General features: G+C 39.0%; 28 protein-coding genes. 23 read left to right on the top strand and 5 right to left on the bottom strand.

Going from position 1 to position 26,696, the window contains the following annotated elements:
• From purE to IGJ04_RS02455, 13 genes are all read left to right on the top strand, one after another.
• The gene (gene purE, locus IGJ04_RS02515; RefSeq protein ID WP_002360132.1) at window positions 1–489 is read left to right on the top strand and encodes a 5-(carboxyamino)imidazole ribonucleotide mutase; all 489 of its coding nucleotides are present in this window, start codon (window positions 1–3) and stop codon (window positions 487–489) included.
• Window positions 482–1,606 carry a 5-(carboxyamino)imidazole ribonucleotide synthase gene (gene purK, locus IGJ04_RS02510; protein ID WP_033625011.1) on the top strand — a complete coding sequence of 375 codons (1,125 nt, stop codon included), beginning with the start codon at window positions 482–484 and terminating at the stop codon, window positions 1,604–1,606. Before purE ends, purK begins: the two co-directional genes overlap by 8 nt.
• A 151-nt stretch (window positions 1,607–1,757) precedes the next feature.
• Window positions 1,758–2,471: a phosphoribosylaminoimidazolesuccinocarboxamide synthase gene (gene purC / locus IGJ04_RS02505; protein WP_002357270.1), complete on the top strand. Its 714-nt coding sequence runs from the start codon at window positions 1,758–1,760 to the stop codon at window positions 2,469–2,471.
• A 13-nt stretch (window positions 2,472–2,484) separates the two neighbouring features.
• Complete coding sequence (gene purS, locus IGJ04_RS02500) at window positions 2,485–2,736, top strand: phosphoribosylformylglycinamidine synthase subunit PurS (RefSeq protein WP_002357271.1); 252 nt, start codon at window positions 2,485–2,487, stop codon at window positions 2,734–2,736.
• Window positions 2,737–3,411 carry a phosphoribosylformylglycinamidine synthase subunit PurQ gene (gene purQ, locus IGJ04_RS02495; protein ID WP_002361952.1) on the top strand — a complete coding sequence of 225 codons (675 nt, stop codon included), beginning with the start codon at window positions 2,737–2,739 and terminating at the stop codon, window positions 3,409–3,411.
• On the top strand, window positions 3,408–5,627 hold the full coding sequence (gene purL, locus IGJ04_RS02490) for a phosphoribosylformylglycinamidine synthase subunit PurL (RefSeq protein ID WP_016616891.1): 2,220 nt from the start codon (window positions 3,408–3,410) through the stop codon (window positions 5,625–5,627). Before purQ ends, purL begins: the two co-directional genes overlap by 4 nt.
• A complete protein-coding gene (gene purF, locus IGJ04_RS02485) occupies window positions 5,603–7,042 on the top strand; it encodes an amidophosphoribosyltransferase (RefSeq protein WP_016616890.1) in 1,440 nt (479 codons plus the stop codon). Before purL ends, purF begins: the two co-directional genes overlap by 25 nt.
• A 1-nt stretch (window position 7,043) precedes the next feature.
• Complete coding sequence (gene purM / locus IGJ04_RS02480) at window positions 7,044–8,075, top strand: phosphoribosylformylglycinamidine cyclo-ligase (protein WP_016616889.1); 1,032 nt, start codon at window positions 7,044–7,046, stop codon at window positions 8,073–8,075.
• On the top strand, window positions 8,072–8,644 hold the full coding sequence (gene purN, locus IGJ04_RS02475) for a phosphoribosylglycinamide formyltransferase (protein WP_016616888.1): 573 nt from the start codon (window positions 8,072–8,074) through the stop codon (window positions 8,642–8,644). The genes purM and purN overlap by 4 nt, the downstream gene beginning before the upstream one ends.
• Window positions 8,596–10,182, top strand: coding sequence for a bifunctional phosphoribosylaminoimidazolecarboxamide formyltransferase/IMP cyclohydrolase (gene purH / locus IGJ04_RS02470; RefSeq protein WP_016616887.1), 1,587 nt, complete (start codon window positions 8,596–8,598; stop codon window positions 10,180–10,182). Before purN ends, purH begins: the two co-directional genes overlap by 49 nt.
• 18 nt (window positions 10,183–10,200) lie before the next feature.
• Window positions 10,201–11,448, top strand: coding sequence for a phosphoribosylamine--glycine ligase (gene purD, locus IGJ04_RS02465; protein WP_010823738.1), 1,248 nt, complete (start codon window positions 10,201–10,203; stop codon window positions 11,446–11,448).
• Window positions 11,449–11,575: 127 nt separating this feature from the next.
• On the top strand, window positions 11,576–11,905 hold the full coding sequence (locus IGJ04_RS02460) for a DUF1648 domain-containing protein (protein WP_010713335.1): 330 nt from the start codon (window positions 11,576–11,578) through the stop codon (window positions 11,903–11,905).
• Window positions 11,906–11,925: 20 nt separating this feature from the next.
• On the top strand, window positions 11,926–12,660 hold the full coding sequence (locus IGJ04_RS02455) for a TIM44-like domain-containing protein (protein ID WP_078071503.1): 735 nt from the start codon (window positions 11,926–11,928) through the stop codon (window positions 12,658–12,660).
• Between the two features lie 39 nt (window positions 12,661–12,699).
• Here the strand turns inward: IGJ04_RS02455 and IGJ04_RS02450 are convergent, their stop codons facing one another.
• From IGJ04_RS02450 to IGJ04_RS02435, 4 genes are all read right to left on the bottom strand, one after another.
• Window positions 12,700–13,221 (bottom strand): QueT transporter family protein, encoded by a 522-nt coding sequence (locus IGJ04_RS02450; RefSeq protein WP_010707505.1) that lies wholly within the window; start codon window positions 13,219–13,221, stop codon window positions 12,700–12,702.
• 145 nt (window positions 13,222–13,366) lie between these two features.
• The gene (locus tag IGJ04_RS02445) at window positions 13,367–14,152 is read right to left on the bottom strand and encodes a 3-oxoacyl-ACP reductase (RefSeq protein WP_438839863.1); all 786 of its coding nucleotides are present in this window, start codon (window positions 14,150–14,152) and stop codon (window positions 13,367–13,369) included.
• A gap of 62 nt (window positions 14,153–14,214) precedes the next feature.
• A complete protein-coding gene (locus tag IGJ04_RS02440) occupies window positions 14,215–14,448 on the bottom strand; it encodes a DUF2829 domain-containing protein (protein WP_002357284.1) in 234 nt (77 codons plus the stop codon).
• A complete protein-coding gene (locus IGJ04_RS02435) occupies window positions 14,438–15,172 on the bottom strand; it encodes a YigZ family protein (protein ID WP_016616883.1) in 735 nt (244 codons plus the stop codon). Before IGJ04_RS02435 ends, IGJ04_RS02440 begins: the two co-directional genes overlap by 11 nt.
• 69 nt (window positions 15,173–15,241) lie before the next feature.
• On the opposite strand from IGJ04_RS02435, the gene IGJ04_RS02430 reads away from it, so the two are divergent.
• Window positions 15,242–15,529, top strand: coding sequence for a DUF7662 domain-containing protein (locus IGJ04_RS02430; protein WP_002357286.1), 288 nt, complete (start codon window positions 15,242–15,244; stop codon window positions 15,527–15,529).
• Window positions 15,530–15,668: 139 nt separating this feature from the next.
• Window positions 15,669–15,986, top strand: coding sequence for a PTS sugar transporter subunit IIB (locus IGJ04_RS02425; RefSeq protein WP_029644912.1), 318 nt, complete (start codon window positions 15,669–15,671; stop codon window positions 15,984–15,986).
• A 324-nt stretch (window positions 15,987–16,310) separates the two neighbouring features.
• Here IGJ04_RS02425 and IGJ04_RS02420 read toward each other — a convergent pair whose 3' ends face one another.
• Window positions 16,311–17,027: an AAA family ATPase gene (locus IGJ04_RS02420; protein ID WP_438839862.1), complete on the bottom strand. Its 717-nt coding sequence runs from the start codon at window positions 17,025–17,027 to the stop codon at window positions 16,311–16,313.
• A 272-nt stretch (window positions 17,028–17,299) separates the two neighbouring features.
• Between IGJ04_RS02420 and IGJ04_RS02415 the strand changes: the two genes are divergently transcribed.
• The 8 genes from IGJ04_RS02415 to IGJ04_RS02380 all read left to right on the top strand — a co-directional run bounded on the left by IGJ04_RS02415 (window position 17,300) and on the right by IGJ04_RS02380 (window position 26,652).
• Window positions 17,300–18,616 (top strand): DEAD/DEAH box helicase, encoded by a 1,317-nt coding sequence (locus IGJ04_RS02415; protein WP_438839861.1) that lies wholly within the window; start codon window positions 17,300–17,302, stop codon window positions 18,614–18,616.
• Window positions 18,606–19,292: a ComF family protein gene (locus IGJ04_RS02410; RefSeq protein WP_016618332.1), complete on the top strand. Its 687-nt coding sequence runs from the start codon at window positions 18,606–18,608 to the stop codon at window positions 19,290–19,292. The genes IGJ04_RS02415 and IGJ04_RS02410 overlap by 11 nt, the downstream gene beginning before the upstream one ends.
• Window positions 19,293–19,430: 138 nt before the next feature.
• Complete coding sequence (gene hpf, locus IGJ04_RS02405) at window positions 19,431–19,982, top strand: ribosome hibernation-promoting factor, HPF/YfiA family (protein WP_438839860.1); 552 nt, start codon at window positions 19,431–19,433, stop codon at window positions 19,980–19,982.
• Between the two features lie 255 nt (window positions 19,983–20,237).
• On the top strand, window positions 20,238–22,775 hold the full coding sequence (gene secA / locus IGJ04_RS02400; protein ID WP_002420121.1) for a preprotein translocase subunit SecA: 2,538 nt from the start codon (window positions 20,238–20,240) through the stop codon (window positions 22,773–22,775).
• A 76-nt stretch (window positions 22,776–22,851) separates the two neighbouring features.
• A protein-coding gene (gene prfB / locus IGJ04_RS02395) for a peptide chain release factor 2 (RefSeq protein ID WP_100068981.1) occupies window positions 22,852–23,953 on the top strand; the annotation gives its coding sequence in 2 pieces (ribosomal slippage) (window positions 22,852–22,923 and window positions 22,925–23,953; 1,101 coding nt in all).
• 105 nt (window positions 23,954–24,058) lie between these two features.
• On the top strand, window positions 24,059–24,745 hold the full coding sequence (ftsE, locus tag IGJ04_RS02390) for a cell division ATP-binding protein FtsE (protein WP_002361935.1): 687 nt from the start codon (window positions 24,059–24,061) through the stop codon (window positions 24,743–24,745).
• Window positions 24,738–25,622: a permease-like cell division protein FtsX gene (gene ftsX / locus IGJ04_RS02385; RefSeq protein WP_002364071.1), complete on the top strand. Its 885-nt coding sequence runs from the start codon at window positions 24,738–24,740 to the stop codon at window positions 25,620–25,622. The genes ftsE and ftsX overlap by 8 nt, the downstream gene beginning before the upstream one ends.
• Window positions 25,623–25,797: 175 nt before the next feature.
• On the top strand, window positions 25,798–26,652 hold the full coding sequence (locus IGJ04_RS02380) for a phosphate ABC transporter substrate-binding protein PstS (RefSeq protein ID WP_002357298.1): 855 nt from the start codon (window positions 25,798–25,800) through the stop codon (window positions 26,650–26,652).
• The last annotated feature ends 44 nt before the right edge of the window (window positions 26,653–26,696 follow it).

Below are 26,696 nucleotides of genomic sequence, written 5' to 3'. Positions count from 1 at the left end.
ATGAAACCATTAGTCGCTGTGATTATGGGAAGTACCTCAGACTGGGCAACGATGAAAGCTGCTTGTCTTGTGTTGGAAGAGTTGGGAATTCCTTATGAAAAACGAGTGATATCAGCACATAGGACCCCTGATTTGATGTTTCGTTTTGCAGAGGAATCACGAACAAAAGGATTGAAGGTTATTATCGCTGGCGCTGGTGGAGCGGCCCATTTACCAGGGATGGTAGCTGCAAAGACAACCTTACCTGTCATTGGTGTTCCAGTTAAAACACGAACATTAAACGGTATTGATTCACTGTTGTCTATTGTGCAGATGCCAGGCGGAGTTCCTGTAGCAACAACTGCGATTGGCTCAGCAGGTGCTACCAATGCTGGGTTATTAGCTGCAGAAATACTAAGTATTGATGATTTACAGTTAGCAGAAAGAATCCAAGCAAGACGACAATCATTGGAAAAAGCGGTTATGGAAAGTGGGGAACAACTTGAATAAACCTTTAAAAGTCGGAGCAACTATTGGCATTATAGGTGGGGGACAGTTAGGGCGAATGCTAGTCATGAGTGGTAAAAAAATGGGTTTCCAAATGATTGTGTTGGACCCGATGCTCAATAGTCCAGCTGGTCAAGTAGCTGACCGTCAAATTGTGGCAGCCTTTGATCAGATATCTGCTTTAACTGAACTAGCAGAGTTATGCGATGTGATCACCTATGAATTTGAAAATATTGAAGTGGCCTCCCTAGAAAAGGCCATCCCACTAGAAAAGCTGCCACAAGGAACAGGATTGTTAAAAATTACTCAAAATCGATTGCTTGAAAAAACGTTTCTTCAATCGATTGGCTGTAAGATTGCTTCTTTTGCGGAAGTGAAAAGTCAGAAAGAGCTGCCACAAGCAACAGAAAAGATTGGTTTTCCATGTGTCTTAAAAACTATTCAAGGTGGATACGATGGAAAAGGACAAGTCGTCTTAAAATGCGAAGAAGATTTCTCCCAAGCGACTGAATTATTAGCTAACGCCACTTGTGAATTAGAAAAGTGGGTGCCTTTCACTAAAGAACTTTCAATCATCGTTGCAGGGAATAAGCATGGTTACCAAAGCTTTCCTGTATCTGAAAACATTCATCGAAAGAATATCTTGCATGAATCAATTGTGCCAGCTCGAATTTCTGAGAATGTGCAACAAAAAGCAGCGGAATTGGCGCAACACATTGCTGAGGAATTAAATTTATCTGGGGTTTTAGCTATCGAACTGTTTTTAACGGATTCAGAAGAGTTGTACGTCAATGAATTAGCGCCACGGCCTCATAACTCAGGTCATTACTCTATTGAAGCTTGCTCATTTAGTCAATTTGATGCGCATATTCGAGGGATTAGCAATTGGGGCATTGGGTTACCCCAGTTACTTCAACCAGTGGTTATGGTGAATCTCTTAGGTGAACACTTAGAAAAAAGCTACCAGTTATGCACGTCAAAACCCACTTGGCAAGTCCATTACTATGGAAAAGCCGAATCAAAAGTTGGCAGAAAAATGGGCCACGTCACCATTACAACACCTTGTTTATCAGAAACGTTAAAGGAAATTGAGACTGTTGGTATTTGGAACGTAACTTAATAAATGCTTGCTCCAAGCAAGTTTTTTATTTTTACATTCAACAAACACGAACGATTGTTGTTTTTTTGTAACTAATGTAAGTTTTTAACTGATGTGAATCAGCTGACTTAGAAAGAATAGCGTTCATGAAGCTAACGAGAAGAGGGAAAGAATGGAAAAGAAAGCACTTGTGTATACAGGAAAAGCGAAGAAGTTGTATCAAACAGAAAATGCAGCGGTTCTTTTTGTGGAATATCTTGATCAAGCAACAGCTTTAAACGGTCAAAAAAAAGACAAAGTTCTTGGGAAAGGCGCTTTAAATAATCAAATCACTAGTCTAATTTTTGAACATTTACAGCAACAAAAGATTCCCAATCATTTTATCAAAAAAGTATCTGAACACGAACAATTAATTCAGGCCGTAGAAATGATTCCTTTGGAAGTTGTCGTACGTAATTATGCGGCAGGAAGTTTTTCAAAGCGTTTAGCGATTGAAGAGGGCACTAAATTAGTGACGCCCATTATCGAATTTTATTACAAAGAAGATCGTCTGGATGATCCTTTTATTAACGAAGACCATATTCAATTTCTAAAAGTAGCCACTCCTGCTGAAATTGTGGAGATTAAAGCATTGGCTTTACAAATTAATCAGGCGCTTAGTCAACTCTTTCAACGCCTCAATATTTGTTTGATCGATTTTAAAATCGAGATTGGTCGGACGAAGGCCAATCAATTGTTACTGGCAGATGAAATTTCTCCAGACACCTGTCGTTTATGGGATTTAAACACAAACGAACATCTGGATAAAGATGTTTATCGCCGTGAATTAGGAGAAATAGTTCCTGTATATGAAGAAGTTTTACAACGTTTACTAACAGCTAATTGAGGAGGAAGCGCGTATGTATTTTGTCAAAGTCTATGTTACGTATAAAGAATCAATTTTGGATCCCCAAGGTGAAGCGGTTAAGGAAGCAGTCCATCGGCTTGGTTTTACAGAAGTAGCCGAAATCCGTGTCGGTAAGTATTTTGAAATGCACGTCCAGCAGACAGAAGCAATTGAAGAGAAAATTGAACAAATTTGTGATCAACTATTAGCCAATGTAAATATGGAATCCTATCGTTTTGAAATTTTATCTTTGGAGGAAATTTAAATGAAATTGGCAGTGATTGTTTTTCCAGGATCCAATTGTGATGCAGACTTATTGTGGGCTGTCAAAGAGGTGATGGGCGTTGATGCAGAATTTGTCCGACATGATGCCACTTCTTTAGCAAAATTTGATGGCGTGTTATTGCCGGGCGGTTTTTCTTATGGCGATTACTTACGTTGTGGTGCAATTGCTCGGTTTTCGCCAATTATCAATGAGGTGATTCGCTTTGCTACAGAAGGCAAAATGGTTTTTGGTACTTGTAATGGCTTTCAAATTTTAACAGAAATTGGCTTGCTTCCTGGTACGTTGTTAAGAAATGATTCGCTTCGTTTTATTTGTAAAAGTGTCCCATTGAAAGTGAATACGCACACAAAGTTTACAAGCGAGTATCCTGAAAATGTTTCGATACATTTACCAGTAGCGCATGGCGAAGGGAATTACTATTGTGATGAAAAAACGTTGAAAGAGCTGAAAGAAAAGAACCAAATTGTTTTTACGTATCAAGAAAAGGTGAACGGTAGTCTTGCGAATATTGCTGGTATTTGTAATGAACAGGGCAATGTTCTAGGAATGATGCCTCATCCGGAACGAGCGATGGAAGAATTGTTAGGTTCAACAGATGGACGCAGCTTTTTTGCTTCAATCATTAAAAACTTTGGAAAGGAATTAAGCCAATGATGAATGAACCAACACCAAAAGAAATCAAGGAGACACGGTTGTATGCAGAATGGGGACTAACAGATGAAGAATATCATCAGATTGAGACCATTTTGCAAAGAGAACCTAATTATACAGAAACTGGCTTATTCTCCGTGATGTGGAGTGAACATTGCTCTTACAAAAATTCCAAGCCCGTTTTAAAAAAGTTTCCGACGGAAGGGCCACAAGTGCTTCAAGGCCCTGGTGAAGGAGCTGGGATTGTCGATATTGGTGACGGATTAGCTGTTGTTTTTAAAGCAGAGAGCCATAATCATCCTTCTGCAGTAGAACCTTACGAAGGAGCAGCTACAGGCGTTGGTGGAATTATTCGCGATATTTTCAGTATGGGGGCGCGGCCGATTGCTTTACTGGATTCGCTAAGATTTGGCGAACTGACGGATGCACGAACACGTTATTTGTTTCAAGAAGTTGTGGCGGGGATTAGCGGTTATGGAAATTGTATTGGTATTCCAACCGTTGGCGGTGAAATTGCTTTTGAGCCATGTTATCAAGGAAACCCACTTGTTAATGCTATGTGTGTGGGATTGATTCGTCATGATGAGATTCAAAAAGGCCAAGCAAAAGGCGTCGGAAATAGCATTCTTTACGTAGGTGCGAAAACAGGACGAGATGGAATTCACGGTGCGACCTTTGCTTCAGAAGAATTTAGTGAAGGTGAAGAACAGCAACGATCTGCGGTACAAGTAGGTGATCCGTTTATGGAAAAATTATTATTGGAAGCTTGTCTTGATTTAATCAAAAATCATCAAGATATTTTAATCGGCATCCAAGATATGGGGGCGGCTGGCTTGGTTTCTTCAAGTGCTGAAATGGCATCAAAAGCAGGTTCAGGCTTGATTCTAGAGCTGGATAAAGTTCCGCAGAGAGAGACGCAGATGAGCCCCTATGAAATGCTCTTGTCTGAGTCCCAAGAACGGATGTTAATCTGTGTGGAAAAAGGAGCAGAACAGCAAGTTTGTGAATTGTTTCAAACGTATGACTTAGAAGCGGTAGCGATTGGCTCCGTAACAGATGATGGACAGTATCGTGTCTTTCACGGTGGCAAAATAGTCGCAGATGTACCAGTAGATGCTTTGGCAGAAGAAGCCCCTGTCTACCAGAAAGCCTATCAAGAACCAGAGCGGATGCGTGCTTTTAAAAAATTAGCGCCCTTCATTCCAGAAATTACGAATAGCACGGAATTATTAAAACGCCTATTGCAACAGCCAACGATTGCATCGAAAAAATCAGTTTACGAAACCTATGATAGTCAAGTACAAACGAATACAGTGGTGCAACCAGGAAGTGATGCAGCTGTTTTAAGAGTGCGGGGCACCAATAAAGCCTTAGCGATGACAACAGATTGTAATAGCCGTTATTTGTATTTAAATCCTGAAATTGGTGGGCAAATTGCGGTTGCAGAAGCAGCCCGTAATATTGTAGCAAGTGGAGCACAACCTTTGGCTATCACTGATTGTTTGAATTATGGTTCCCCTGATAAACCAGAAAGTTTTTGGGAATTATGGACGTCGGCGGATGGAATCGCCGCAGCCTGCCGTCAGCTAGGAACACCCGTGATTTCAGGGAACGTCTCTCTTTACAATGAAACAGATGGTCAAGCCATTTACCCTACGCCGATGATTGGCATGGTGGGCGTGATTGAAGATGTTTCACAAATTACCACACAAGCGTTTAAACAAGTTGATGACTTAATTTATCTCATCGGTGAAACCCACGCAGATTTTAACGGCTCAGAAATTCAAAAAATGCAACTGGGTCGAATTGAAGGGCAATTACGCTCATTTGATTTAAAAGAGGAAAAAGCAAACCAAGAATTAGTTTTAAAAGCAATTCAAGCAGGCCTAGTTGCTAGCGCGCATGATTGCGCTGAAGGCGGCATTGCCGTTGCTTTAGCCGAGTCGGCTTTTGCCAACGAACTGGGGCTACAAGTGACACTGCCATTAAAAAAAGAATATCTATTTGCGGAGACGCAATCCCGTTTTATTCTTTCAGTTAGTCCCCAGCATCAAGAAGCATTTGAAACACTTATCGGAAAAAAAGCCCAACATATTGGGAAAGTGACTGAAACTGGTTTGGTCATTCATGCGTTAGATGATGTGATCAATTGTTCAACAAAAGATGCCAAAGCCTTATGGGAGGATGCGATTCCATGTCTTATGAAGCAAAAAGCTTAAATGAAGAGTGTGGTATTTTTGGTATTTGGGGTCATCCTGATGCGGCACACGTGACCTATTTTGGTTTACACAGCTTACAGCATCGAGGCCAAGAAGGCGCAGGAATTGTGGCGAACAATTCTGGGAAATTAGATGGCCACCGTGATTTAGGTTTATTAGCAGAAGTATTCCAAAAGCAAGAACAACTGAATGCGTTAGAAGGAACGGCGGCTATTGGTCATGTACGCTATGCAACCGCTGGTACGGGTAGCGTGGATAATATTCAGCCATTTTTATTTAAATTTTATGATAGTCAAATTGGGTTAGCACACAATGGCAATTTGACAAATGCCAAGCGTTTACGAAAACAACTAGAAAGAGAAGGCGCTATTTTTCATTCCAATTCAGACACTGAAATTTTAATGCACTTGATTCGAAAAAGCACTGCTGCCTCGTTTCTCGATAAATTAAAAGAGAGCTTGAATTTGGTTAAGGGTGGCTTTGCTTATCTTTTATTAACAGAAACGATGATGATTGCTGCACTGGATCCCAACGGCTTTCGCCCTCTCTCCATCGGACAAATGAACAATGGGGCGTACGTTGTGGCATCCGAAACGTGTGCATTAGAAACAGTTGGGGCTCGCTTTATTCAAGATGTGGCGCCTGGTGAAGTAGTCATCATTTCTGATGAAGGCTTGAAAATAGAGGTTTTCACTACGGAAGTCCAACCGGCAATTTGTGCAATGGAATATATTTATTTTGCACGACCAGATTCAAATATTGCTGGAGTTAATGTGCATACAGCTCGTAAAAGAATGGGGAAGAACTTGGCAATCGAAAGTCCAGTCGCAGCTGATATGGTAATTGGTGTACCGAACTCGTCATTGTCTGCAGCTAGCGGCTATGCAGAAGAAGCACAGATACCTTACGAACTAGGTTTAGTAAAAAATCAATATGTCGCTCGAACATTCATCCAGCCGACACAAGAATTAAGAGAACAAGGTGTCCGTATGAAACTATCGGCAGTTCGTGGCGTGGTCAAAGGAAAAAAAGTCATTTTAGTAGATGATTCGATTGTTCGCGGGACCACTATTCGGCGCATTATTCATTTATTAAAAGAAGCAGAAGCGCAAGAAGTTCATGTCAGAATTGCTTCACCGCCATTAAAATATCCGTGTTTTTATGGCATTGATATACAGACGAGGGACGAACTAATTGCGGCAAACTATTCAATTGAAGAGATCAAAGAGCAGATTGGCGCAGATTCGCTGGCTTTTTTGAGTGAAGCAGGGCTGATTGATGGGATTCAATTAAATTATGATGCTCCTTATTCTGGGCTGTGTATGGCTTACTTTAATGGAGACTATCCAACGCCTTTGTATGATTATGAAGAACAATATCAAGCATCCTTGAAAAAAGAAACTAGGAGGAATTGACATGGAAAATGCCTATTCAAAAGCTGGCGTAAATGTTGAGGCAGGATACGAAGTAGTGGAACGAATTCAAAAGCATAGCCAAAAGACACAACGGACGGGAACGTTGGGCATGCTTGGTGGTTTTGGTGGTTGTTTTGATTTAAGTAGTTACAAGCTTAAAGAACCAGTTTTGGTATCAGGAACGGATGGCGTAGGCACAAAGTTACTCTTGGCAATTGAAGAACAGAGACACGAGACAATCGGAATTGATTGTGTAGCAATGTGTGTCAATGATGTCGTCGCACAAGGCGCCGAACCGTTATATTTTTTAGATTATTTAGCGTTAGGGACCGTTAATCCAGCTAAAGTTGAAGCAATTGTTGCGGGTGTTGCGGCTGGCTGTTGTGAGGCGAATGCAGCCTTAATTGGGGGCGAAACAGCTGAAATGCCTGATATGTATGAAGCAGATGCTTATGACGTGGCTGGTTTTGCCGTGGGTATTGCTGAGAAAAGTCAACTCTTGACTCCAAGTAACGTAAAAGAAGGCGATTTCTTGATTGGTCTTCCTTCAAGTGGTCTTCATTCTAATGGTTACTCTTTAGTAAGAAATGTTTTTTTTAAGAAACATTCGTTTAAAACAACGGACGAGCTTCCAGAATTGGCACCCAAAACGTTAGGGGAAGAATTATTAACACCAACAAAAATTTATGTGAAGGAATTATTGCCATTGTTAAAAGCAGGACTCGTGCATGGGGCTGCGCATATTACTGGCGGCGGGTTTTTAGAAAATCTACCAAGAATGTTTTCTTCCGCATTAGCTGCAGAGATTCAATTAAATAGTTGGCCAGTGCTACCAATTTTTAAATTGCTTCAAAAATACGGTGAAATTCCACCTGAAGAAATGTATGAAATTTTCAATATGGGCTTAGGAATGATTTTAGCGGTGAGTCCAGAGCATGTTGAAAAAGTTCAGGAGCTTTTGCCAGAAGCTTTTGAAATTGGTCGTTTGGTACCTAGGAAAACGAAAGCCGTTATTTTTAAGGAAGCCTTATGAAGATAGCTGTTTTTGCATCTGGCAATGGTAGCAATTTTGAGGCGATTGCTGCAGCTTTTTCCCAGAAAAAAATCGCAGGGCAGTTGAGCTTAGTCTTTTGTGACCAGCCTGAAGCCCATGTATTGACCCGTGCCCAAAAGCGCAAGATTCCCGTTGTTTGCTTTTCGCCATCTGATTTTCCATCTCGTGGGCAGTATGAAGAACAAGTATTGAAACATTTAAAAGAGCATCAGATCGATTTAATCGTGTTAGCTGGTTATTTGAGAATTATCGGCAAGACTTTACTGGAGACTTATCCAAAGAGAATCGTCAATATTCATCCTTCTCTGTTACCTAGTTTTCCAGGTCTTCACGGAATTGAAGAGGCATTTCATTATGGAGTGAAAATAACAGGAATCACTATCCATTATGTTGACTCTGGGGTTGATACAGGACCGATTATTTTCCAAACAACCACCAAGATTGATACTGAAGATACATTGGACACATTAACAGAGAAAATTCATGCTCTTGAGCACGAATGGTACCCAAAAATAATTTCACAAATTGTAAAGGAGACAATGAAATGACCAAAAGAGCATTGATTAGCGTTTCAGACAAAACAGGAGTGACAACATTTGCAGCAGGCTTAGTTGCAAATGGCTTTGAAGTTATCTCCACTGGGGGAACAAGGACTGTCTTAGAAGAAGCGGGGGTACCGACACTTGCTATTGACGACATCACTGGCTTTCCAGAAATGTTAGATGGTCGTGTCAAAACGTTACATCCGAATATCCATGGCGGACTTTTGGCAAAAAGGGGAAACCAAGCGCATCAAAAAGCACTGACTGAACAAGGCATTCATTTTATTGACCTTGTAGTAGTGAATCTTTATCCATTTAAAGAAACAATTTTAAAACCAGCAATCTCTGAAGCAGAAGCGATTGAAATGATTGATATTGGCGGTCCTAGCATGTTACGTTCAGCGGCAAAAAATTATCAAGACGTAACAGCAGTGGTTGATCCTAGTGATTATGAACAGGTATTAAGTGAAATTAGCAGCACTGGAACTAGCCAGTTAGCCACTAGAAAAAGATTAGCAGCAAAAGTCTTTCGTCATACCGCTGCTTATGACGCGCTTATCGCTGACTATTTAACGACGCAAGTGGGTGAAACTGAACCAGAGAAACAGACGCTTACTTATGAACGTAAGCAAACATTGCGTTATGGCGAAAATAGCCATCAACAAGCCACCTTTTATCAATCCGTTGTACCTGTATCATTATCCATTGCTTCCGCTCGACAACTTCATGGCAAAGAACTGTCATATAACAACATTCGAGATGCTGATGCAGCACTCCGGATTGCTAGCGAGTTTACAGAACCTACGGTCGTCGCTGTTAAACATATGAACCCATGTGGAATTGGAACAGGAAAAACGATTTTGGCAGCCTATCGTCAGGCATTTGAAGCAGATCCAGTTTCAATTTTTGGTGGCATTGTTGTTTTGAATCGTCCAGTGGACCAAGCGACTGCGGCTGAAATGCATCAAATCTTTTTAGAGATAATTATTGCGCCTAGTTTTGAGGAAGAAGCTTTGGCACTGTTATCTCAGAAAAAGAATCTTCGTTTGTTAACGTTAGATTTTCATGCTCAAGAAAAAAAAGCGGTGGAATTAGTTTCTGTTATGGGCGGGTTATTAATTCAAGAACAGGATACAGTTGTTGAAAATGACCAAGCATGGCAAGTTGTTACAGAGCGCCAACCCACACCAGCTGAAAGAGACGCATTGAACTTTGCTTGGAAAGCAGTCAAGCATGTAAAATCAAATGCTATTGTTTTAGCCAATGAAAGCCAAACGGTGGGGATTGGCGCTGGTCAAATGAATCGAATTGGGTCAGTAAAAATTGCAGTTGATCAAGCCCAAGCAGCTGGAAAATTACAAGGGGCCGTCTTAGCAAGTGATGCCTTTTTCCCCATGGCAGATAGCGTGGAATATGCTGCACAACATGGTATTCAAGCAATTATTCAGCCAGGCGGGAGCATTAAAGATCAAGCATCAATTGATCTAGCGAATCATTATGGTATTGCGATGATTTTTACTGGGACTCGTCATTTCAAACATTAATTTTTAAAGGAGAAACCGATGAATATATTAGTGATTGGGCGTGGTGGTCGTGAACATGCAATCGCCAAAAAATTACAGCGAGAAGACAAAGTCAAGACTGTTTATTGTGCACCAGGTAATCCTGGTATGAGTGGTGATAATATTCGGACCGTACCTATCAGTGAAGAGCAGCAAACGGAACTAATTCAATTTGCGAAGGATAATCAGATTGATTGGACATTCGTCGGACCAGAAACGCCATTAATTGAAGGGATTGTAGACGCCTTTCAAGCAGCGGGATTACTGATTTTTGGCCCGACAAAAGCAGCTGCAATTATTGAAGGTTCAAAAAGTTTTGCGAAAGATTTTATGCAAAAATACCAGATTCCAACGGCGGAATATCGGGTCTTTCGACGTTTGGCACCTGCCTTAGAATATATTGAACAGCAAGGCGTACCAATTGTTATTAAGGCAGATGGTTTGGCAGCTGGAAAAGGAGTAGTAGTTGCCGAAACAAAAGCAGCCGCAAAACGGGCGCTAGTTGCGATGATGGAGGATCAACAATTTGGAGTAAGCGGTCAAACGGTCGTAATCGAAGAATTTTTGCAGGGAGAAGAATTTTCCTTAATGGCCTTTGTTTCTAATGAGAAGGTATATCCGATGGTGATTGCTCAAGATCATAAGCGGATTTTCGATGGGGATGCTGGTCCGAATACAGGGGGGATGGGTGCTTACACACCAGTGCCTCAGATCCCAGAAGAAGCGGTTCAGCAAGCCATTAGCCAAGTCCTGAAACCGACTGCTAAAGGAATGGTGGCTGAAAAACGTCCGTTTCAAGGGATTTTATATGCTGGTTTAATCCAAACAGCAACTGGCCCCAAGGTTATTGAATTTAATGCTCGATTTGGGGATCCAGAAACACAAGTTGTGTTGGCACGTTTAGAGAGTCCCCTTTCAGAAATAATTTCTTCATTGCTGGCGAAAGAGCAACCAACGATTGTATGGAATGAGTTAGCGAGTGTTGGTGTTGTTGTAGCAGCAGAAGGCTATCCTAATCAATACAAGACAAATCTACCATTACCCGAAATGTCTGGTGAAACCATCTATTATGCAGGGGTAACTCGTTCAGAACAGGCTCTGGTTTCGGCTGGCGGACGAATCTTTTTAGCAGAAGCAACTGCTTCGACTCTTGAAGAAGCCCGCAAAAAAGTTTATCAAACATTGGATAATTACTCATTTCCTGGAATGTACTACCGAAAAGATATAGGCGTGAAAGGCTTGATTTAGGATTTTTAAAAACAGAGGCAAGGACATTTAATCGAATGTTTCCTTGTCTTTTTTTATTGCAAATTCAGATAGGGAGGCATAAACTGAAAGTATATCCATCATTAAACTAGAGGAGAAAGCTAAATTAATGAGAGAGAAGCAGATTGAAAAAGTTAGTCAGGGGTTATTTATTGTTACAAGTGTCTTGGCAGTTAGTTTACTGTTATTAAGTGCGGTGTTTTATCCTGATTTACCAGCTCATGTGCCCATTCATGTGAATTTTTGGGGCGAGGGTAATTCGTTTGGCCCGAGATCTAGTATATTTATGTGGCCAGCGGTCCTGTTTGGCTTGAGTATTTATCAACGAAGTTATCAATCAGTACAACCATATGGCAGATGGCTGAAGGTATTATTAATCATTGTTAATCTTGGCGCTTTGTTTAGTATTCTGCGTCTATTTATTCATTTGTTGGTTTGAAGGGGTCGAAAGGTGAGAAAATGAGAAAGTTAATTTTGGTTTTTGTGGGTTGTGCCATGGCCTTTTGTTTATGGCCTAATCAAGCAGCGGCTGTAGCTGGTGGCTACGGCGGTGGACGTGTAGAAAGTCCTAGCGGGGGTAATCCCTCGAATGGTTTTTCGCCAAGCGGTGATGGATCAAGAAGTTATGTTCATCATAACGAGACCGGGACCAGCAACACAACGCCACTGGAAGGCTTAATTTCAACAGTGTTTTTTGTTCTTTTTGGGGGCACGATGATTTGGCAAAGACGCCGTAGAAATCAACCAGTCGATGAAGGAGCTTTTCAAGAAATGTGGGCAGCATTACCTGGAACATCAAAAGAAAAAAAGGCACTCTTAAAAGAAATACAACAAACGTTTTTAGAAATACAACAAGCGTGGGACCAAGAAAATTTGTCTGTAGTCAAAGATAACTATACAGAAAAACTTTATCAAAAACATCTTGCAGTATTACAAGCAAATCAACAAGCGGGCATCAGAAATCATGTAAAAAAAGTGAAAGTAGCGCCAGCTTCGAATTATCATCCTATTAGTGAAACCAGTTTTTCACTGATGCTTCATTTTTCTTGTATTGACTACGAGGAAGATACTCAAAGCGGTCGTGTTTTATCGGGATACAAGCATCAAAAACAATATTTCTCACAACTTTGGTATTTTGATTACAATCCATCTCTTGGAAAATGGCAAGCAGACTTCATTCAACCTAAAGGATAGTGCTAAAAAGCGCTTGGGGTTTAAACCCCAAGCGCTTTTTTATTCTTCGATGCGTTTTACAAGCTGTATTTTTTTATTTAATACGTAAATCAGGATACCGCCGACTGTCATTGAAAGAAGTTCACCAAGTCCAACGGTCAACCATGTGTACCAAAAAGGTAACTGATAAAAGAACGTTAAGGGTCCGGCGACAGTGAACATGGACAAAGCAAAAAGAATGGCCGTCAGCATTAGTTTAATCAATAAATTTTGCTGATTTTTTGTCGCAAAATAGGCAATCCATAAGACTACGCACGTCCCAGCGCTACCGATGACTATATCGATGATACCAAGAGGCGAAGCGGTATTGGCAATCGCAACCCCTAACGTAATGGACCAGATATATCGCTTGTTAAAAACGCCTAAATAATTAAATAATTCGGCAAGACGAAGCTGTATCGGACCAAAACTAAGCGGAGCGAGAAGTACAGTGACAACGACATACAAAGCGGTAACTAGCGCCATTTTAGCCAAAGCCGTAGCTGACCACGTACTGGTTTGTGGATTTGATGAATGATTCATTTAAGATTCTCCTTTATAAAACAACGACGTGTTTTAGTGATAACCATAACCAAAGGAAGGGCAGTAAAGCCAACTGAAGTGTTATGGTGTGAGTTGCCTCACTGTGTTACATGTTACTGAAGAACAGACACTCTGTAAAGTCTTTTTATTTCATGGTCCAACCACCATCAATGGTCATAACTGTGCCGTGGATATAATCAGCGTCATCACTAGCTAGAAATAATGAAAGTTTTGCTACCTCTTGTGGCTGTGCCCAACGGCCCGCGGGTGTTTCACGTGCTACCCAAGTAGCCATTTCACCTTCTCCTGCAAAATCAGCTGCGTTCATGGGTGTTTGGATGGCACCTGGCGCAATCGCATTTGCTCGAATGCCTAATTTGGCATAATCGTAGGAAAGTTGTTTTGTATACCCGATGATTGCGTGTTTGGAGGCAGTGTACGCTGCGCCGCCGCCCCCAGCTACTAAGCCAGCGATAGATGCCATATTAACGATTACTCCTTTTTTTTGTTGGAGGAAATAAGGTAATAGAGCATTGGTCACTAAAAAGACACTTTTTAAATTGGTTGCTAAAATTTGATCCCATAAAGCTTCCGAAGTTTCTAGAGAAGGACGATAATCATCTAAAATACCTGCCGTATTTAATAAAATATCAATTTGGCCGTTGTTTTTCACAATTTGTTTCATCGTGGCTTGCACAAATGAGGGAGAAGACACATCACCGACAAAATAAGTAAATGGCTTAGTAGAATCTGGGTTAACCAGTGCGGCTGTCTGCTTTAACCCCGTTTCGTCTAGGTCGATGCCAATAACTTCAGCACCTTGCTCAGCAAAGGCAATTGCTTGTGCTTGGCCAATCCCTGAAGCTGCACCGGTTACAAGCACCAGTTTTGTTTCAAATTCTTTTGGCATAAGAAAAACTCCTTTAAACATTTAAAAATTAAGGTCTGGAAGAACGAGCAATCGCCGTAATCTGCCAGACCTTATGTGTGTAGTTATGCTTCAACAATCACCCAATCTTCTGCTAAGACATCACAAGGTGTTGGTGAAAACATGCTGTAGCCTTCATCAGAAGTTTTGATTAAAAAATACGGGGTAACTTGTAAAAATTCACCTTCGGAGGTGCCAATTTCATCACGTAATTCAATAAAAAGTTCAAAACCGCTCCAGCCTTTACGTACGGCTTTTTTTCCTGCTTTAATCTGTGGCAATACTTCTTCAAATGTCATTTGATTGTGCTCCTTTTTCGTTAAATGGTAGTTCGTGATAGCTCGTTGCGCCTTTTTCAATTGTCAACTGACCGTTAAGTAGATCCGTCATTTCAGCTATAAATGTTTCTGTTGCTTGTTCATCTACTAAACAAATTAACTGAATAGACTCTGTGTAAATAGTTTCTTTAAGCGTGTAGGGACTATGTTCCAAAAAGGCTTGGGCTTTTCCTAATAAAGGATAGGCGATCGTAATCAATAGTTCTTGTTGCAATTTGCCAATGACTAAACCAATTTCATCTAAAGTGTGGGAAAGAGCATGACTATATGCTCGGATTAAACCGCCAGCGCCTAATTTTATTCCGCCAAAATAACGAGTGACAACAGCCACTACGTTGATTAACTCTTTTTTCTTTAAGACTTCTAGCATTGGAACACCAGCAGTGCCACTAGGTTCGCCGTCATCGCTGCTCCGCTGAATGTCATTTTTTTCGCCGATCACAAAAGCACTACAATTATGATTGGCTTTCCAATGTTCTTTTTTTATTGCGGCGATAAAGGCTTTTGCTTCTTCTTCTGATGTTACGCGCTTTACAGAACAGATAAACCGCGATTTCTTGATTTCAATCTCGCTGAAACCATCTTGTTTGACTGTAATATAGCTTTCTAACATATGGGCATCCTTTTCTCTCGTAATAAAGTCAGTATAAAAAAGAATCAACTGAATAGCAACTTTTTCTCTCATCTTTTTTGTGAGATTTTTGGAAAAAAACGTTATAATAAGGTATGATAGAGAAAAGGGAGGCGCTGGAAAATGGTACATACACGACAGAAAAAATATGATACAATTACTCATTATTTGAAAACGAATGGCGGTTCCCAAGTTACCTTGACCTTTACCCAGTTTGATGAATTGTTATTCCCTCATTCTGGTTTACCAAAAACTGCTAAGACAGATGTCGATTGGTGGGCGAACGATTATAAGCATCCAGAAAAGGGCGCTTATGGTTGGTTGAATGCGAGTTACCAAGTAGTTCAAGTGAATTTGGAAAAAGAATATGTGGTATTTAATAAATTACTGAAATCAGCATGGTACGTTTAAACCAAGATTGTATCCGCTTTAAAAAACAAGAATGATTGACAAAAATTAACTTTACACTATAATATTTTTAATAGATAATGTTGAAAATTGAAAAAGGCAATGGTAAAAGGGGCTGTTAAAATGTCAAAAAAAAACAATTATGTTAGTTTGCTCCGCTGGAATGAGTACTAGTTTACTTGTTACAAAAATGCAAAAAGCAGCATTTAATCAAGGCTTAGATGCCCATATATTTGCGGCTTCTGCATCGGAAGCAGAAACGAATTTAGAAAATAATCCAGTCGATGTGTTATTGTTAGGTCCACAAGTTCGTTATATGAAGAGTGATTTTGAAAAGCGTCTATCACCAAAAGGTATCCCAACAGATGTCATTAGCATGTCTGATTACGGCTTAATGAACGGGGAAAAAGTGTTGGAACAAGCCTTGGGTTTGTTAGCACAAGCAGATAAAAAAGAGTAAAAACAAGTTGTTTTTTCGAGAATTTTCGAAAAAGCAACTTGTCTTTTTTTATGACTTTAGTTAATTGGAATTGAGCTGAAACAGTCATTCTAGTTTATCAGTTCCATAAATTATAGAGCCGAAATTAGTCCTGTGAGCTAGAGAAAGACAACTGTCTTTAATTTTTTACTTTAATCTAGATACTAAAAAAACATACTTAACAATCTATTTTCTGAATAATGAACGCCTTTTTCCGTAGTCTGAAAGTTGTAATTCAAAGAATGATTAACAATATTTTTATATACGAGTCATTATAGTATGGCATAAGCATTTCGAATAACAGACTTATTCAGCAAATAAATGAGAGAGAATTCTGTTTTTGTTGTTTAAAAATAATGAGGTTATTTCATAAGGCATACTTTCTTCATACGTGATTTCTAAAGGACTATCTTTATCAAAAGAAATAATTTGTGAGTCAGGCATTGCAAGTAATATAGGTGAATGAGAGACAATAATAAACTGAGACCCCTCATCAATTAGTTTTTTTATAGATATCATTAAGGCTAGTTGGCGTTGAGGTGAGAGAGCCGCTTCAGGTTCATCTAACAGGTACAGACCATTTCCTCTAAACCGATGGTTCACCAGATTCAAAAAACTTTCGCCGTGTGATTGATGATGTAGGGATTTATCGCCATATTCAGAAAAATCTAAGTCTATATTTTCTGCATATGTAGCAACATTGTAGAAACTTTCAGCTCTTAAAAAGAAGCCATCCGTAGCACGCTTTACACTTTTTGCAACAGTTAAATAATTATGTAAATCCAAGTGAGTATCGTTTGTAGAGAAATTAAAATTAATACTACCGCCTTCAGGATTAAATCCCCAATTGACTACGATTGCTTCTAATAAAGTGGATTTTCCAGTTCCATTTTCACCTGAAAAAAAAGTAATAGGTTTTTTAAAATTTAGTGAATTAAATTTATTCAGCCCTTCAATTTTTGAAAAAACAGAATCTTCTTCAAAAGCTTTGAGTTCTAGTCTTTTTAAAAAAATATTTTCCATGATAAAGTTTGCTCCTTTCTAGTCTTTTCAAATTAAAGCTTGAATTACTAGATATACTTTAACATTAATTTTTCTTTAAAGGTAGATAAATTTGTTTATAAAAAAGCTGCATATAGGTAAGTCGAAAGTAGAAGATTCGTGTAAACAATAAAGCGTATCAAGAGTTTGTTTAGTAGGTAACGACTAGATAAGAATAGAAAGATAACGGTGGGAGATCTCCTTTTTCGCAAAAAAGCTAGAGAAATGCGTATTTTATAAATGAGGTGGTTAACATGGAAGATTTGCATGGACGTAAAATAATTATTGAAGAAACAGAACCTTCAATACAGACAAAACTGGTTTATTTACCAACAATGTTAGAGCGTTCCCCCCTAACAATTCAATGTCAGCGGTGCGGGGAAGTCGTATCCAAAAAAGAAAACAGATTGGCGATAAATGCATACTACTGTCATGCATGCATTCAATTAGGCCGTGTGACTTCTTGTCAAAAATTTTGTCATTTACCAGAAAGGCCCAATAGCCCAAGAACTGTCTTTTTTGAGTGGTCTGGACAATTAACAAAGGGACAGCAAGCGATCTCGGTTGAACTTTGTGAGACAGCAAAAATAAGAGAGAATCGCTTAGTGTGGGCAGTTACAGGTGCAGGCAAAACAGAAATGTTATTTGCTGTTTTACACCAAACCTTACAAGAAGGGGGGCGGATTGCGCTGGCTTCGCCGCGTGTCGATGTTTGCTTAGAACTGTTTCCCAGAATCCAAGCGGTTTTTCCTCATGAAGCAATTGCTTTACTCCACGGAAACAGTCAAGAAGCGTATCGTTATACGAAACTAGTGATTTGCACCACCCATCAATTATTGAAATTCCATCAAGCGTTTGATTTACTTATCGTTGATGAAGTCGACTCTTTTCCTTTTGTTAATAACGAACATCTTTATTATGGAGTGCGTAACGCACGAAAAAAAAGAAGTAGTTTGGTGTACTTAACAGCAACGCCTACGAAAGAATTGCGGAAGCTTTTACAGCAAAAAAAGTTAGCAGCCAGTATTTTGCCAGCAAGATATCATCGTAGGCCATTACCTGTGCCACGCCGATTTTGGGTTCAGTCGTGGCAACGTCTTTCTAGCAAAAATATTAAAATCATTGCACATCATTTGAAACGTTTATTGGTGCGTAATTCAGTTTTACTATTTTGCCCAAGCATTTCATTAATTCACCAATTGCATGCATTAATAGCTGAGCGATTTTCCGACAAAGAAGTTGTCGCCGTTTATGGTAGTGATGAGCTTCGCCTAGAAAAAGTTCAAGCAATGCGTCAGCAGAAAACGGATATTTTGATCACTACAACCATTTTAGAACGTGGTGTGACTTTTGATGCAGTCTCAGTTATTGTTTATGGTGCTAATCATCGAGTCTTCACTTCTTCAACACTTGTCCAAATTGCGGGCCGAGTCGATCGAAGACAAGAATTCAATTACGGCGAAGTTTTATTTTTACATGATGGGGAAACAAGAGATATGAAAGAGGCGATTCGGCAAATAAAGCAAATGAATCGCTTGGCTAGCAAACGAGGGATGTTAGATGGATTGTAAAAATTGCGCAGAGCCCATTCGTTTGGAGATAACATTAAAAATGCTCTTACGTTTTAAAAAATGGGCGAGGCCTTCACTTTGCCAGCACTGCCAAGCAAAGTTCCAGAAACTGCCAATGATAGGCACTTGTTTTGGCTGTAGTCGAGTCAGCCAAGAGCGCTATTGTTTTGATTGTCGAAGGTGGCAGCTGCTTTATCCAGAGTATTCTTTTCATAATGCAGCGTTGTTTCATTATGATGAAGGAATGCAAGAGTGGATGGAACGCTATAAATTTCAAGGAGACTATCGCTTAAGAATGTGTTTTAACGAGGAAATCAACTTTTACTTTCAGCAACAATCTGCGGATTATATTATTCCGGTGCCCTTATCCGAAAAACGAATGCAAGAACGAGGCTTCAACCAAGTAATTGGCTTACTAGAAGCGGCTGATGTTCCGTACAGCCCTTTTTTAATTAGAAAAGAGGAAAATGTTCCGCAATCTAAGAAAACTAGAAAGGAAAGGATGCAGTTGCAACAACCATTTGCCATCCAAAAAGAAAACCAAAAAAAATTAAAAAATTGTTCTATTATTTTGGTGGATGACATCTATACCACTGGACGAACTCTTTTCCACGCAGCTGCTGTTATCAATAACTGTTATCCTAAAAGTTTGAATACGTTTACTCTCGCGCGGTAAAAAGAAAAGAATTCATAAATTTGATGACTATTTTGTTGGCAAAACCCAGATTATTCGATATAATGAAATTAAGAAGAAGGGAATTAAAGAGTGGTCCTTTAATCTTTTCTTTACTGGTAGATGAAAGGGGTAATTGTTATGTTTAGATATAATGTACGTGGAGAAAATATCGAGGTAACCGAAGCGATTCGAGACTATGTTGAGAAAAAAGTCGGTAAATTAGAAAGATATTTCAGCGATTCACCTGAAGCAACGGTTCACGTGAATTTGAAAGTGTACACTGAAAAAACAGCCAAAGTCGAGGTTACTATTCCTCTTCCTTATCTAGTTTTACGAGCTGAAGAAACGTCACTTGATTTATACGCAAGTATTGATTTGGTTGTCGATAAATTAGAACGACAAATTCGTAAATTTAAAACAAAAATCAACAGAAAATCTCGTGAAACAGGACGTAACAATACAAAAGCCGCTGTCTTCTTAGTTGGTGAAGAAACAGAAGAAACACCTTCGGAATTAGACATCGTTCGTACAAAACGTCTATCATTAAAACCGATGGACAGTGAAGAAGCTGTTTTACAAATGAACATGTTAGGACACAACTTCTTTATTTTTGAAGATGCTGAAACAAATGGAACAAGCATTGTTTACCGTCGTAAAGATGGCAAATATGGCTTGATTGAAACAGACTAAAGCTTAAAATAAGAGCTGAAATGCCTTCGTGCATTTCAGCTCTTTAAACATCTTTAAAGCACGGAGTAAAGAAAAAATAAAGAAATACATAAAATAACTTTAAAAGTTCCTCTTTTAAAGGAAAATGTCTGCAAAATAGAGAGAAATGGTTTTCTTTCTCGTCAAGTAATGATAAAATAAAATGGATAGATTGTGCTTCTTGTACAAAAAGGATACAAAAATAAAAAGAGGTAATTGAAAGGAACACAGATACCAATGGCAAATTTTTTGAAAAAAATGATTGAAAACGATAAAAAAGAATTAAGACGATTAGAAAAAATCGCCGATAAAATTGATGCACATGCAAGTGCAATGGAACAACTAAGCGATGAACAATTACGTGAAAAAACAGATGAATTTAAAGCCCGTTATCAAAAAGGGGAAACCTTAGACGAACTATTACCAGAAGCATTTGCGGTTGTCCGTGAAGCTGCTAAACGAGTACTAGGTTTATTCCCATACCGTGTCCAATTAATGGGTGGGATTGTGCTTCATGACGGGAACATTCCTGAAATGAGAACAGGTGAAGGGAAAACCTTGACTGCCACAATGCCTGTATACTTGAATGCACTATCTGGCGAAGGAGTACACGTTGTTACAGTTAATGAATACTTAGCAACCCGTGACTCTAACGAAATGGGAGAATTATATAATTTCTTAGGCTTAAGCGTTGGCTTAAACATTAACTCTAAATCTTCTGATGAAAAACGTGAAGCATATAACTGTGATATCACTTATAGTACAAATAACGAATTAGGATTTGACTATTTGCGTGATAACATGGTTGTTTATCGCAGCCAAATGGTTCAACGTCCATTAAACTATGCAATTGTCGATGAAGTGGATTCAATCTTAATTGATGAAGCAAGAACCCCATTAATTATTTCTGGACAAGCTGAAAAATCGACAGCACTCTATACGCGTGCCGATAATTTTGTCAAACGCTTAAAAGAAGACGAAGATTACAAAATTGATATTCAGTCTAAAACAATTGGTTTAACAGAAGCAGGGATTGAAAAAGCTGAAGAAACTTTCGGATTGGATAACCTTTACGATATTGAAAATACAGCATTAACGCACCATTTAGATCAAGCGTTACGGGCAAACTATATCATGTTATTAGACATTGATTACGTGGTGCAAGACAATAAAGTCTTAATTGTTGACCAATTTACTGGTCGTATCATGGATGGTCGTCGTTATTCTGATGGCTTACATCAAGCGATTGAAGCAAAAGAAGGCGTCGAAATTGAAGATGAAACAAAAACAATGGCGACGATTACGTTCCAAAACTACTTCCGGATGTACAAAAAACTAGCCGGGATGACTGGTACTGCTAAAACAGAAGAAGAAGAATTCCGTGAAATTTACAATATTCAAGTCATTCAAATCCCAACCAATCGTCCAATTATCCGTGACGATCGTCCAGATTTACTTTATCCAACCTTGGAAAGTAAATTTAACGCAGTAGTGGAAGATATTAAAGAACGTTACCACAAAGGGCAACCAGTGTTGGTAGGGACTGTTGCGGTAGAAACATCAGAATTACTTTCTGATAAATTAAACGCAGCTAAAATTCCTCATGAAGTATTGAATGCGAAAAATCACTTTAAAGAAGCCGAAATCATTATGAACGCCGGTCAAAAAGGCGCAGTTACAATTGCAACAAATATGGCTGGTCGTGGAACGGATATTAAACTTGGTTTAGGTGTACTTGAACTAGGTGGTCTAGCGGTTATCGGGACAGAACGTCATGAGTCACGTCGTATTGATAATCAGTTGCGTGGACGTGCAGGACGTCAAGGGGATCCAGGGGTTTCACAATTTTATTTATCTTTAGAAGATGACTTAATGAAACGCTTTGGTTCAGAACGAATTAAAACATTCTTAGAACGAATGAATGTGCAAGAAGAAGATGCAGTTATTCAAAGTAAAATGTTTACTCGCCAAGTAGAGTCTGCTCAAAAACGTGTGGAAGGAAATAACTATGACACACGTAAAAATGTCTTACAATACGATGACGTGATGCGCGAGCAACGTGAAGTTATTTATGCGCAACGACAAGAAGTAATTATGGAAGAAAATGACTTGTCTGATGTATTGATGGGCATGGTAAAACGGACGATTGGCCGAGTGGTGGATAGCCATACACAATTAGAAAAAGAAGAATGGAATTTAGATGGGATTGTCGATTTTGCAGCCTCAACACTTGTCCATGAAGATACGATTTCTAAAAAAGATTTAGAAAATAAATCAGCTGAAGAAATCAAAGACTACTTAGTGGCACGTGCGCAAGAAGTATTTGAAGAAAAATCTCAACAATTGAATGGACAAGAACAATTGCTAGAATTTGAAAAAGTAGTCATCTTGCGTGTTGTCGATACTAAATGGACAGATCACATTGATGCAATGGATCAATTACGCCAATCTGTCGGGTTACGTGCGTACGGTCAAAACAACCCATTAGTAGAATATCAAACAGAAGGTTATTCTATGTATAACAATATGGTGGGTTCAATCGAATATGAAGTAACACGTTTATTCATGAAATCGGAAATTCGCCAAAATGTCCAACGTGAGCAAGTAGCTCAAGGACAAGCGGAACATCCAGAAACAGAACAAGATGCAGCTGCACAAAGCAACACAAGTGCGAAGCGTCAACCTGTGCGTGTAGATAAAAAAGTGGGCCGTAATGATTTATGCCCATGCGGAAGTGGCAAAAAATTCAAAAATTGTCATGGAAGAAACGCTTAATTAAAGAAAAAACGCAGGGTGGGGCAATTTGTCCCGCCTTTGCTCTTTTTACAATAAAGAGAAAGAAGGAATCATTTTGGAAAACCCAGAAATTCGTACATTATTAGACGAAATGACACAAAAAATTACTAGCTTCAGGAGGTCTCTTTGACTTAGACCAGTTAGAAGAAGACATTGCCGAGGCGGAAAATCGGATGGGAGAACCTGGTTTTTGGGACAACACAGAAACGGCTCAAAAGCTAATTAACGAAACCAATAGTTTGAAAGAAAAATATCAACAATTTCATCAGCTCTCTGAGGAACTTGACGAATTAACGGTGATGTTTGAATTACAACAAGAAGAATATGATACAGAGATTCAAGAAGAATTGGAAGAAAGAATTCATCTCTTGCAAGAACGTTTAACAACGTATGAGCTATCCTTACTACTAAATGAGCCATATGATCATAATAATGCCCTAATTGAATTACACCCTGGTGCCGGTGGTACTGAGTCACAAGACTGGGGAAGTATGCTTTTACGAATGTATACACGTTGGGCAGAAAGTCACGGTTTCCAAGTTGAAACGTTGGATTACCAAGCTGGAGATGAAGCAGGGATTAAAAGTGTCACCTTATTAATCAAAGGTTACAATGCTTATGGTTACCTAAAATCTGAAAAAGGTGTCCATCGTCTTGTGCGGATTTCGCCCTTTGATTCCGCTAAACGCCGTCATACTTCGTTTTGTTCAGTTGATGTAATGCCTGAATTAGACGATACAATAGAGATTGCAATCAATCCAGATGACTTAAAAATTGATACCTACCGAGCAAGTGGTGCCGGTGGTCAGCATATTAATAAAACAGAATCGGCTGTTCGAATCACACATATTCCAACAGGTACCGTTGTCGCAAGTCAAGCGCAACGTTCTCAATTAAAAAACCGTGAGCAAGCAATGAGTATGTTAAAAGCCAAATTATATCAATTGGAAATGGAAAAGAAAGCCCAAGAAGCAGCAAGTTTACGTGGTGAACAAATGGAAATTGGCTGGGGCTCACAAATCCGTTCTTACGTGTTCCATCCGTATTCAATGGTCAAAGACCATCGGACAAATTACGAAACTGGCAATGTACAAGCTGTGATGGATGGAGACCTTGATGGTTTCATTGATGCCTACTTAAAACAGCGCTTAAGTTAAGCTCTTCATTAAATTGAAATAAAAATGTAACTTAATGCAAGAAGTTTGCAATATTGACATGTTATAATGAGTAGGATTGAAGAAAAAAGAGATGGAGAGAACGCCATGATTGAAATGAAAGATGTAATGAAGAAATATTCGAATGGTACAACAGCGATTCGAAATATTTCAGTAGAGATTGACCAAGGCGAGTTCGTCTATGTGGTTGGTCCCTCAGGTGCAGGGAAATCAACCTTTATTAGATTAATGTATCGTGAAGAAAAAGCAACAAAAGGTAATTTGACAGTTGCAGGTCATGATTTAATGAAAATAAAAAATAAAGAAGTTCCTTATTTACGTCGTGAAATCGGCATCGTTTTCCAAGACTATAAACTATTACCAAAGAAAACTGTGTATGAGAATGTGGCCTATGCGATGCAAGTTATCGGACGACGTCCTCGCGAAATCAAAAAACGCGTGATGGAAGTTTTAGATTTAGTCGGTCTAAAACATAAGGTACGTGTTTTTCCAAGCGAACTTTCTGGTGGGGAACAGCAACGGGTATCCATTGCACGAGCAATCGTAAATACACCGAAAGTTTTAATTGCCGATGAACCAACTGGAAACTTAGATCCAGAGAATTCATGGGAAATCATGAAATTGTTGGACCGGATTAACGCACAAGGAACAACAGTCGTGATGGCAACGCATAATAGTACAATTGTAAATACGATTCGTCACCGTGTTATTGCCATTGAAAATGGTCGCATTATCCGTGACCAAGTGGAAGGAGAATACGGCTACGATGATTAGAACATTCTTTTCTCATTTATTTGAAAGTATCAAAAGTTTAAAACGGAACGGTTGGATGACTGTTGCTTCAGCAAGTGCGGTTACAATTACATTAGTTTTAGTTGGTATTTTTATGGGCGTTATTTTTAATGCAACGAAACTTGCTGATGATATCGAAAAAAACGTGACAGTGTCTGTCTTTGTCGATATTGGTACAAAACAAAATGAAATGAAAACATTAGAAAAACAACTTAAAGGATTAGACAATGTTGAAGATATTTCTTATTCAAACAAAGATCAACAATTGAAAAAAATCCAAGAACAAATGGGGGATGCCTGGAATCTTTTCGAAGGCGACAGTAACCCATTATACGACGTGTATTATGTCCGTGCAAAAACACCAGAAGACACGAAAGATATTGCGAAACAAGCAGCTAAATTCCCAAGTGTTTTTAAAGCCGATTACGGTGGTGTAAATTCAGACAAAATCTTTAAAATCGCTCAAACCGTTCGAACTTGGGGCTTAGCAGCTGCTGCATTACTTTTATTCGTTGCAGTGTTCTTAATTTCCAACACTATTCGGATTACGATTTTATCTCGTCAAAAAGAAATCCAAATTATGCGTCTTGTAGGAGCCAAAAACAGTTTCATTCGTTGGCCGTTCTTCTTAGAAGGTGCTTGGATTGGGTTGATTGGCGCAATCGTGCCAGTCATTATTATGACGTTAGGCTACCATCAAGTTTATAACATGTTTAACCCGCAGTTATTGCGTTCGAATTATTCATTAATTCGTCCAGAAGATTTTATCTGGAAAGTTAATCTATTAATGATTGCAACAGGAATGATTATTGGATCACTAGGTTCAGTTATTTCAATGCGTCGTTTCTTGAAAATTTAAACGAAAAAAAGCTCTCCATTTTGGAGAGTTTTTTTTGTTTTAGTTTTAAAATACTTGTTATTTAATTTAAGAGTTTTCTCAGTTGTACCAACAAATTGATAACTTATAATTTTCAAGTCCTACATATAATGGTAAAATAGAATAGATTGAAATTAATTGGAGGAATAATGAATCGATGAAAAAAAGATTGCTATTATTTATTGGTTTGGCAAGTATACTTACTTTGACAGGATGTGCAAAATGGATTGATCGTGGTGAATCCATCACAGCGGTAGGCTCATCAGCTTTACAACCATTAGTAGAGACAGCGAGTGAGGAATATCAAAGTCAAAATCCGGGAAGATTTATTAATGTCCAAGGTGGCGGAAGCGGAACAGGTTTGAGTCAAGTCCAATCTGGCGCGGTAGACATTGGTAATTCTGATTTATTTGCAGAAGAGAAAAAGGGCATCAAAGCGGAAGACTTAATTGATCATAAAGTTGCTGTCGTTGGGATTACACCAATCGTTAACAAAAATGTCGGTGTCAAAGATATCTCAATGGAAAATTTAAAGAAAATCTTTTTAGGTGAAGTAACAAACTGGAAAGAACTTGGCGGGAAAGACCAAAAAATTGTTATTTTGAACAGAGCGGCCGGTAGTGGTACGCGCGCTACTTTTGAAAAGTGGGTCTTGGGAGATAAAACAGCCATTCGTGCGCAAGAACAAGATTCCAGCGGCATGGTTCGTTCCATTGTTTCTGATACACCAGGAGCGATTAGTTATACCGCATTTTCATATGTTACTGATGAAGTAGCTACGTTAAGTATTGATGGTGTTCAGCCAACAGATGAAAATGTAATGAACAATAAATGGATTATTTGGTCTTATGAACACATGTACACTCGTAAAAATCCAAGTGATTTAACCAAAGAGTTTTTAGACTTTATGTTGTCAGATGATATCCAAGAACGTGTGATTGGTCAATTAGGGTATATTCCTGTTTCGAAAATGGAAATTGAACGGGATTGGCAAGGAAATGTCATTAAATAATTCTCTTAACACAAAATTTACAAACTTAACATAAAATTTACATG

The sequence above is a fragment of the Enterococcus sp. AZ050 genome (genome assembly GCF_051715085.1).
Lineage (GTDB): Bacteria > Bacillota > Bacilli > Lactobacillales > Enterococcaceae > Enterococcus > Enterococcus faecalis.
This window is presented reverse-complemented; position numbering and strand designations above follow the sequence as displayed.

What these genes read in the sequence shown, in the direction of transcription:
- purE (WP_002360132.1), top strand. Translation starts at nt 1, where the DNA reads ATGAAACCATTAGTCGCTGTGATTATGGGAAGTACCTCAGACTGGGCA.
- purC (WP_002357270.1), top strand. Translation starts at nt 1,758, where the DNA reads ATGGAAAAGAAAGCACTTGTGTATACAGGAAAAGCGAAGAAGTTGTAT.
- purS (WP_002357271.1), top strand. Translation starts at nt 2,485, where the DNA reads ATGTATTTTGTCAAAGTCTATGTTACGTATAAAGAATCAATTTTGGAT.
- purQ (WP_002361952.1), top strand. Translation starts at nt 2,737, where the DNA reads ATGAAATTGGCAGTGATTGTTTTTCCAGGATCCAATTGTGATGCAGAC.
- purL (WP_016616891.1), top strand. Translation starts at nt 3,408, where the DNA reads ATGATGAATGAACCAACACCAAAAGAAATCAAGGAGACACGGTTGTAT.
- purF (WP_016616890.1), top strand. Translation starts at nt 5,603, where the DNA reads ATGTCTTATGAAGCAAAAAGCTTAAATGAAGAGTGTGGTATTTTTGGT.
- purM (WP_016616889.1), top strand. Translation starts at nt 7,044, where the DNA reads ATGGAAAATGCCTATTCAAAAGCTGGCGTAAATGTTGAGGCAGGATAC.
- purN (WP_016616888.1), top strand. Translation starts at nt 8,072, where the DNA reads ATGAAGATAGCTGTTTTTGCATCTGGCAATGGTAGCAATTTTGAGGCG.
- purH (WP_016616887.1), top strand. Translation starts at nt 8,596, where the DNA reads ATGGTACCCAAAAATAATTTCACAAATTGTAAAGGAGACAATGAAATG.
- purD (WP_010823738.1), top strand. Translation starts at nt 10,201, where the DNA reads ATGAATATATTAGTGATTGGGCGTGGTGGTCGTGAACATGCAATCGCC.
- IGJ04_RS02460 (WP_010713335.1), top strand. Translation starts at nt 11,576, where the DNA reads ATGAGAGAGAAGCAGATTGAAAAAGTTAGTCAGGGGTTATTTATTGTT.
- IGJ04_RS02455 (WP_078071503.1), top strand. Translation starts at nt 11,926, where the DNA reads ATGAGAAAGTTAATTTTGGTTTTTGTGGGTTGTGCCATGGCCTTTTGT.
- IGJ04_RS02450 (WP_010707505.1), bottom strand. Translation starts at nt 13,221, where the DNA reads ATGAATCATTCATCAAATCCACAAACCAGTACGTGGTCAGCTACGGCT.
- IGJ04_RS02445 (WP_438839863.1), bottom strand. Translation starts at nt 14,152, where the DNA reads ATGTTTAAAGGAGTTTTTCTTATGCCAAAAGAATTTGAAACAAAACTG.
- IGJ04_RS02440 (WP_002357284.1), bottom strand. Translation starts at nt 14,448, where the DNA reads ATGACATTTGAAGAAGTATTGCCACAGATTAAAGCAGGAAAAAAAGCC.
- IGJ04_RS02435 (WP_016616883.1), bottom strand. Translation starts at nt 15,172, where the DNA reads ATGAGAGAAAAAGTTGCTATTCAGTTGATTCTTTTTTATACTGACTTT.
- IGJ04_RS02430 (WP_002357286.1), top strand. Translation starts at nt 15,242, where the DNA reads ATGGTACATACACGACAGAAAAAATATGATACAATTACTCATTATTTG.
- IGJ04_RS02425 (WP_029644912.1), top strand. Translation starts at nt 15,669, where the DNA reads ATGTTAGTTTGCTCCGCTGGAATGAGTACTAGTTTACTTGTTACAAAA.
- IGJ04_RS02420 (WP_438839862.1), bottom strand. Translation starts at nt 17,027, where the DNA reads ATGGAAAATATTTTTTTAAAAAGACTAGAACTCAAAGCTTTTGAAGAA.
- IGJ04_RS02415 (WP_438839861.1), top strand. Translation starts at nt 17,300, where the DNA reads ATGGAAGATTTGCATGGACGTAAAATAATTATTGAAGAAACAGAACCT.
- IGJ04_RS02410 (WP_016618332.1), top strand. Translation starts at nt 18,606, where the DNA reads ATGGATTGTAAAAATTGCGCAGAGCCCATTCGTTTGGAGATAACATTA.
- hpf (WP_438839860.1), top strand. Translation starts at nt 19,431, where the DNA reads ATGTTTAGATATAATGTACGTGGAGAAAATATCGAGGTAACCGAAGCG.
- secA (WP_002420121.1), top strand. Translation starts at nt 20,238, where the DNA reads ATGGCAAATTTTTTGAAAAAAATGATTGAAAACGATAAAAAAGAATTA.
- ftsE (WP_002361935.1), top strand. Translation starts at nt 24,059, where the DNA reads ATGATTGAAATGAAAGATGTAATGAAGAAATATTCGAATGGTACAACA.
- ftsX (WP_002364071.1), top strand. Translation starts at nt 24,738, where the DNA reads ATGATTAGAACATTCTTTTCTCATTTATTTGAAAGTATCAAAAGTTTA.
- IGJ04_RS02380 (WP_002357298.1), top strand. Translation starts at nt 25,798, where the DNA reads ATGAAAAAAAGATTGCTATTATTTATTGGTTTGGCAAGTATACTTACT.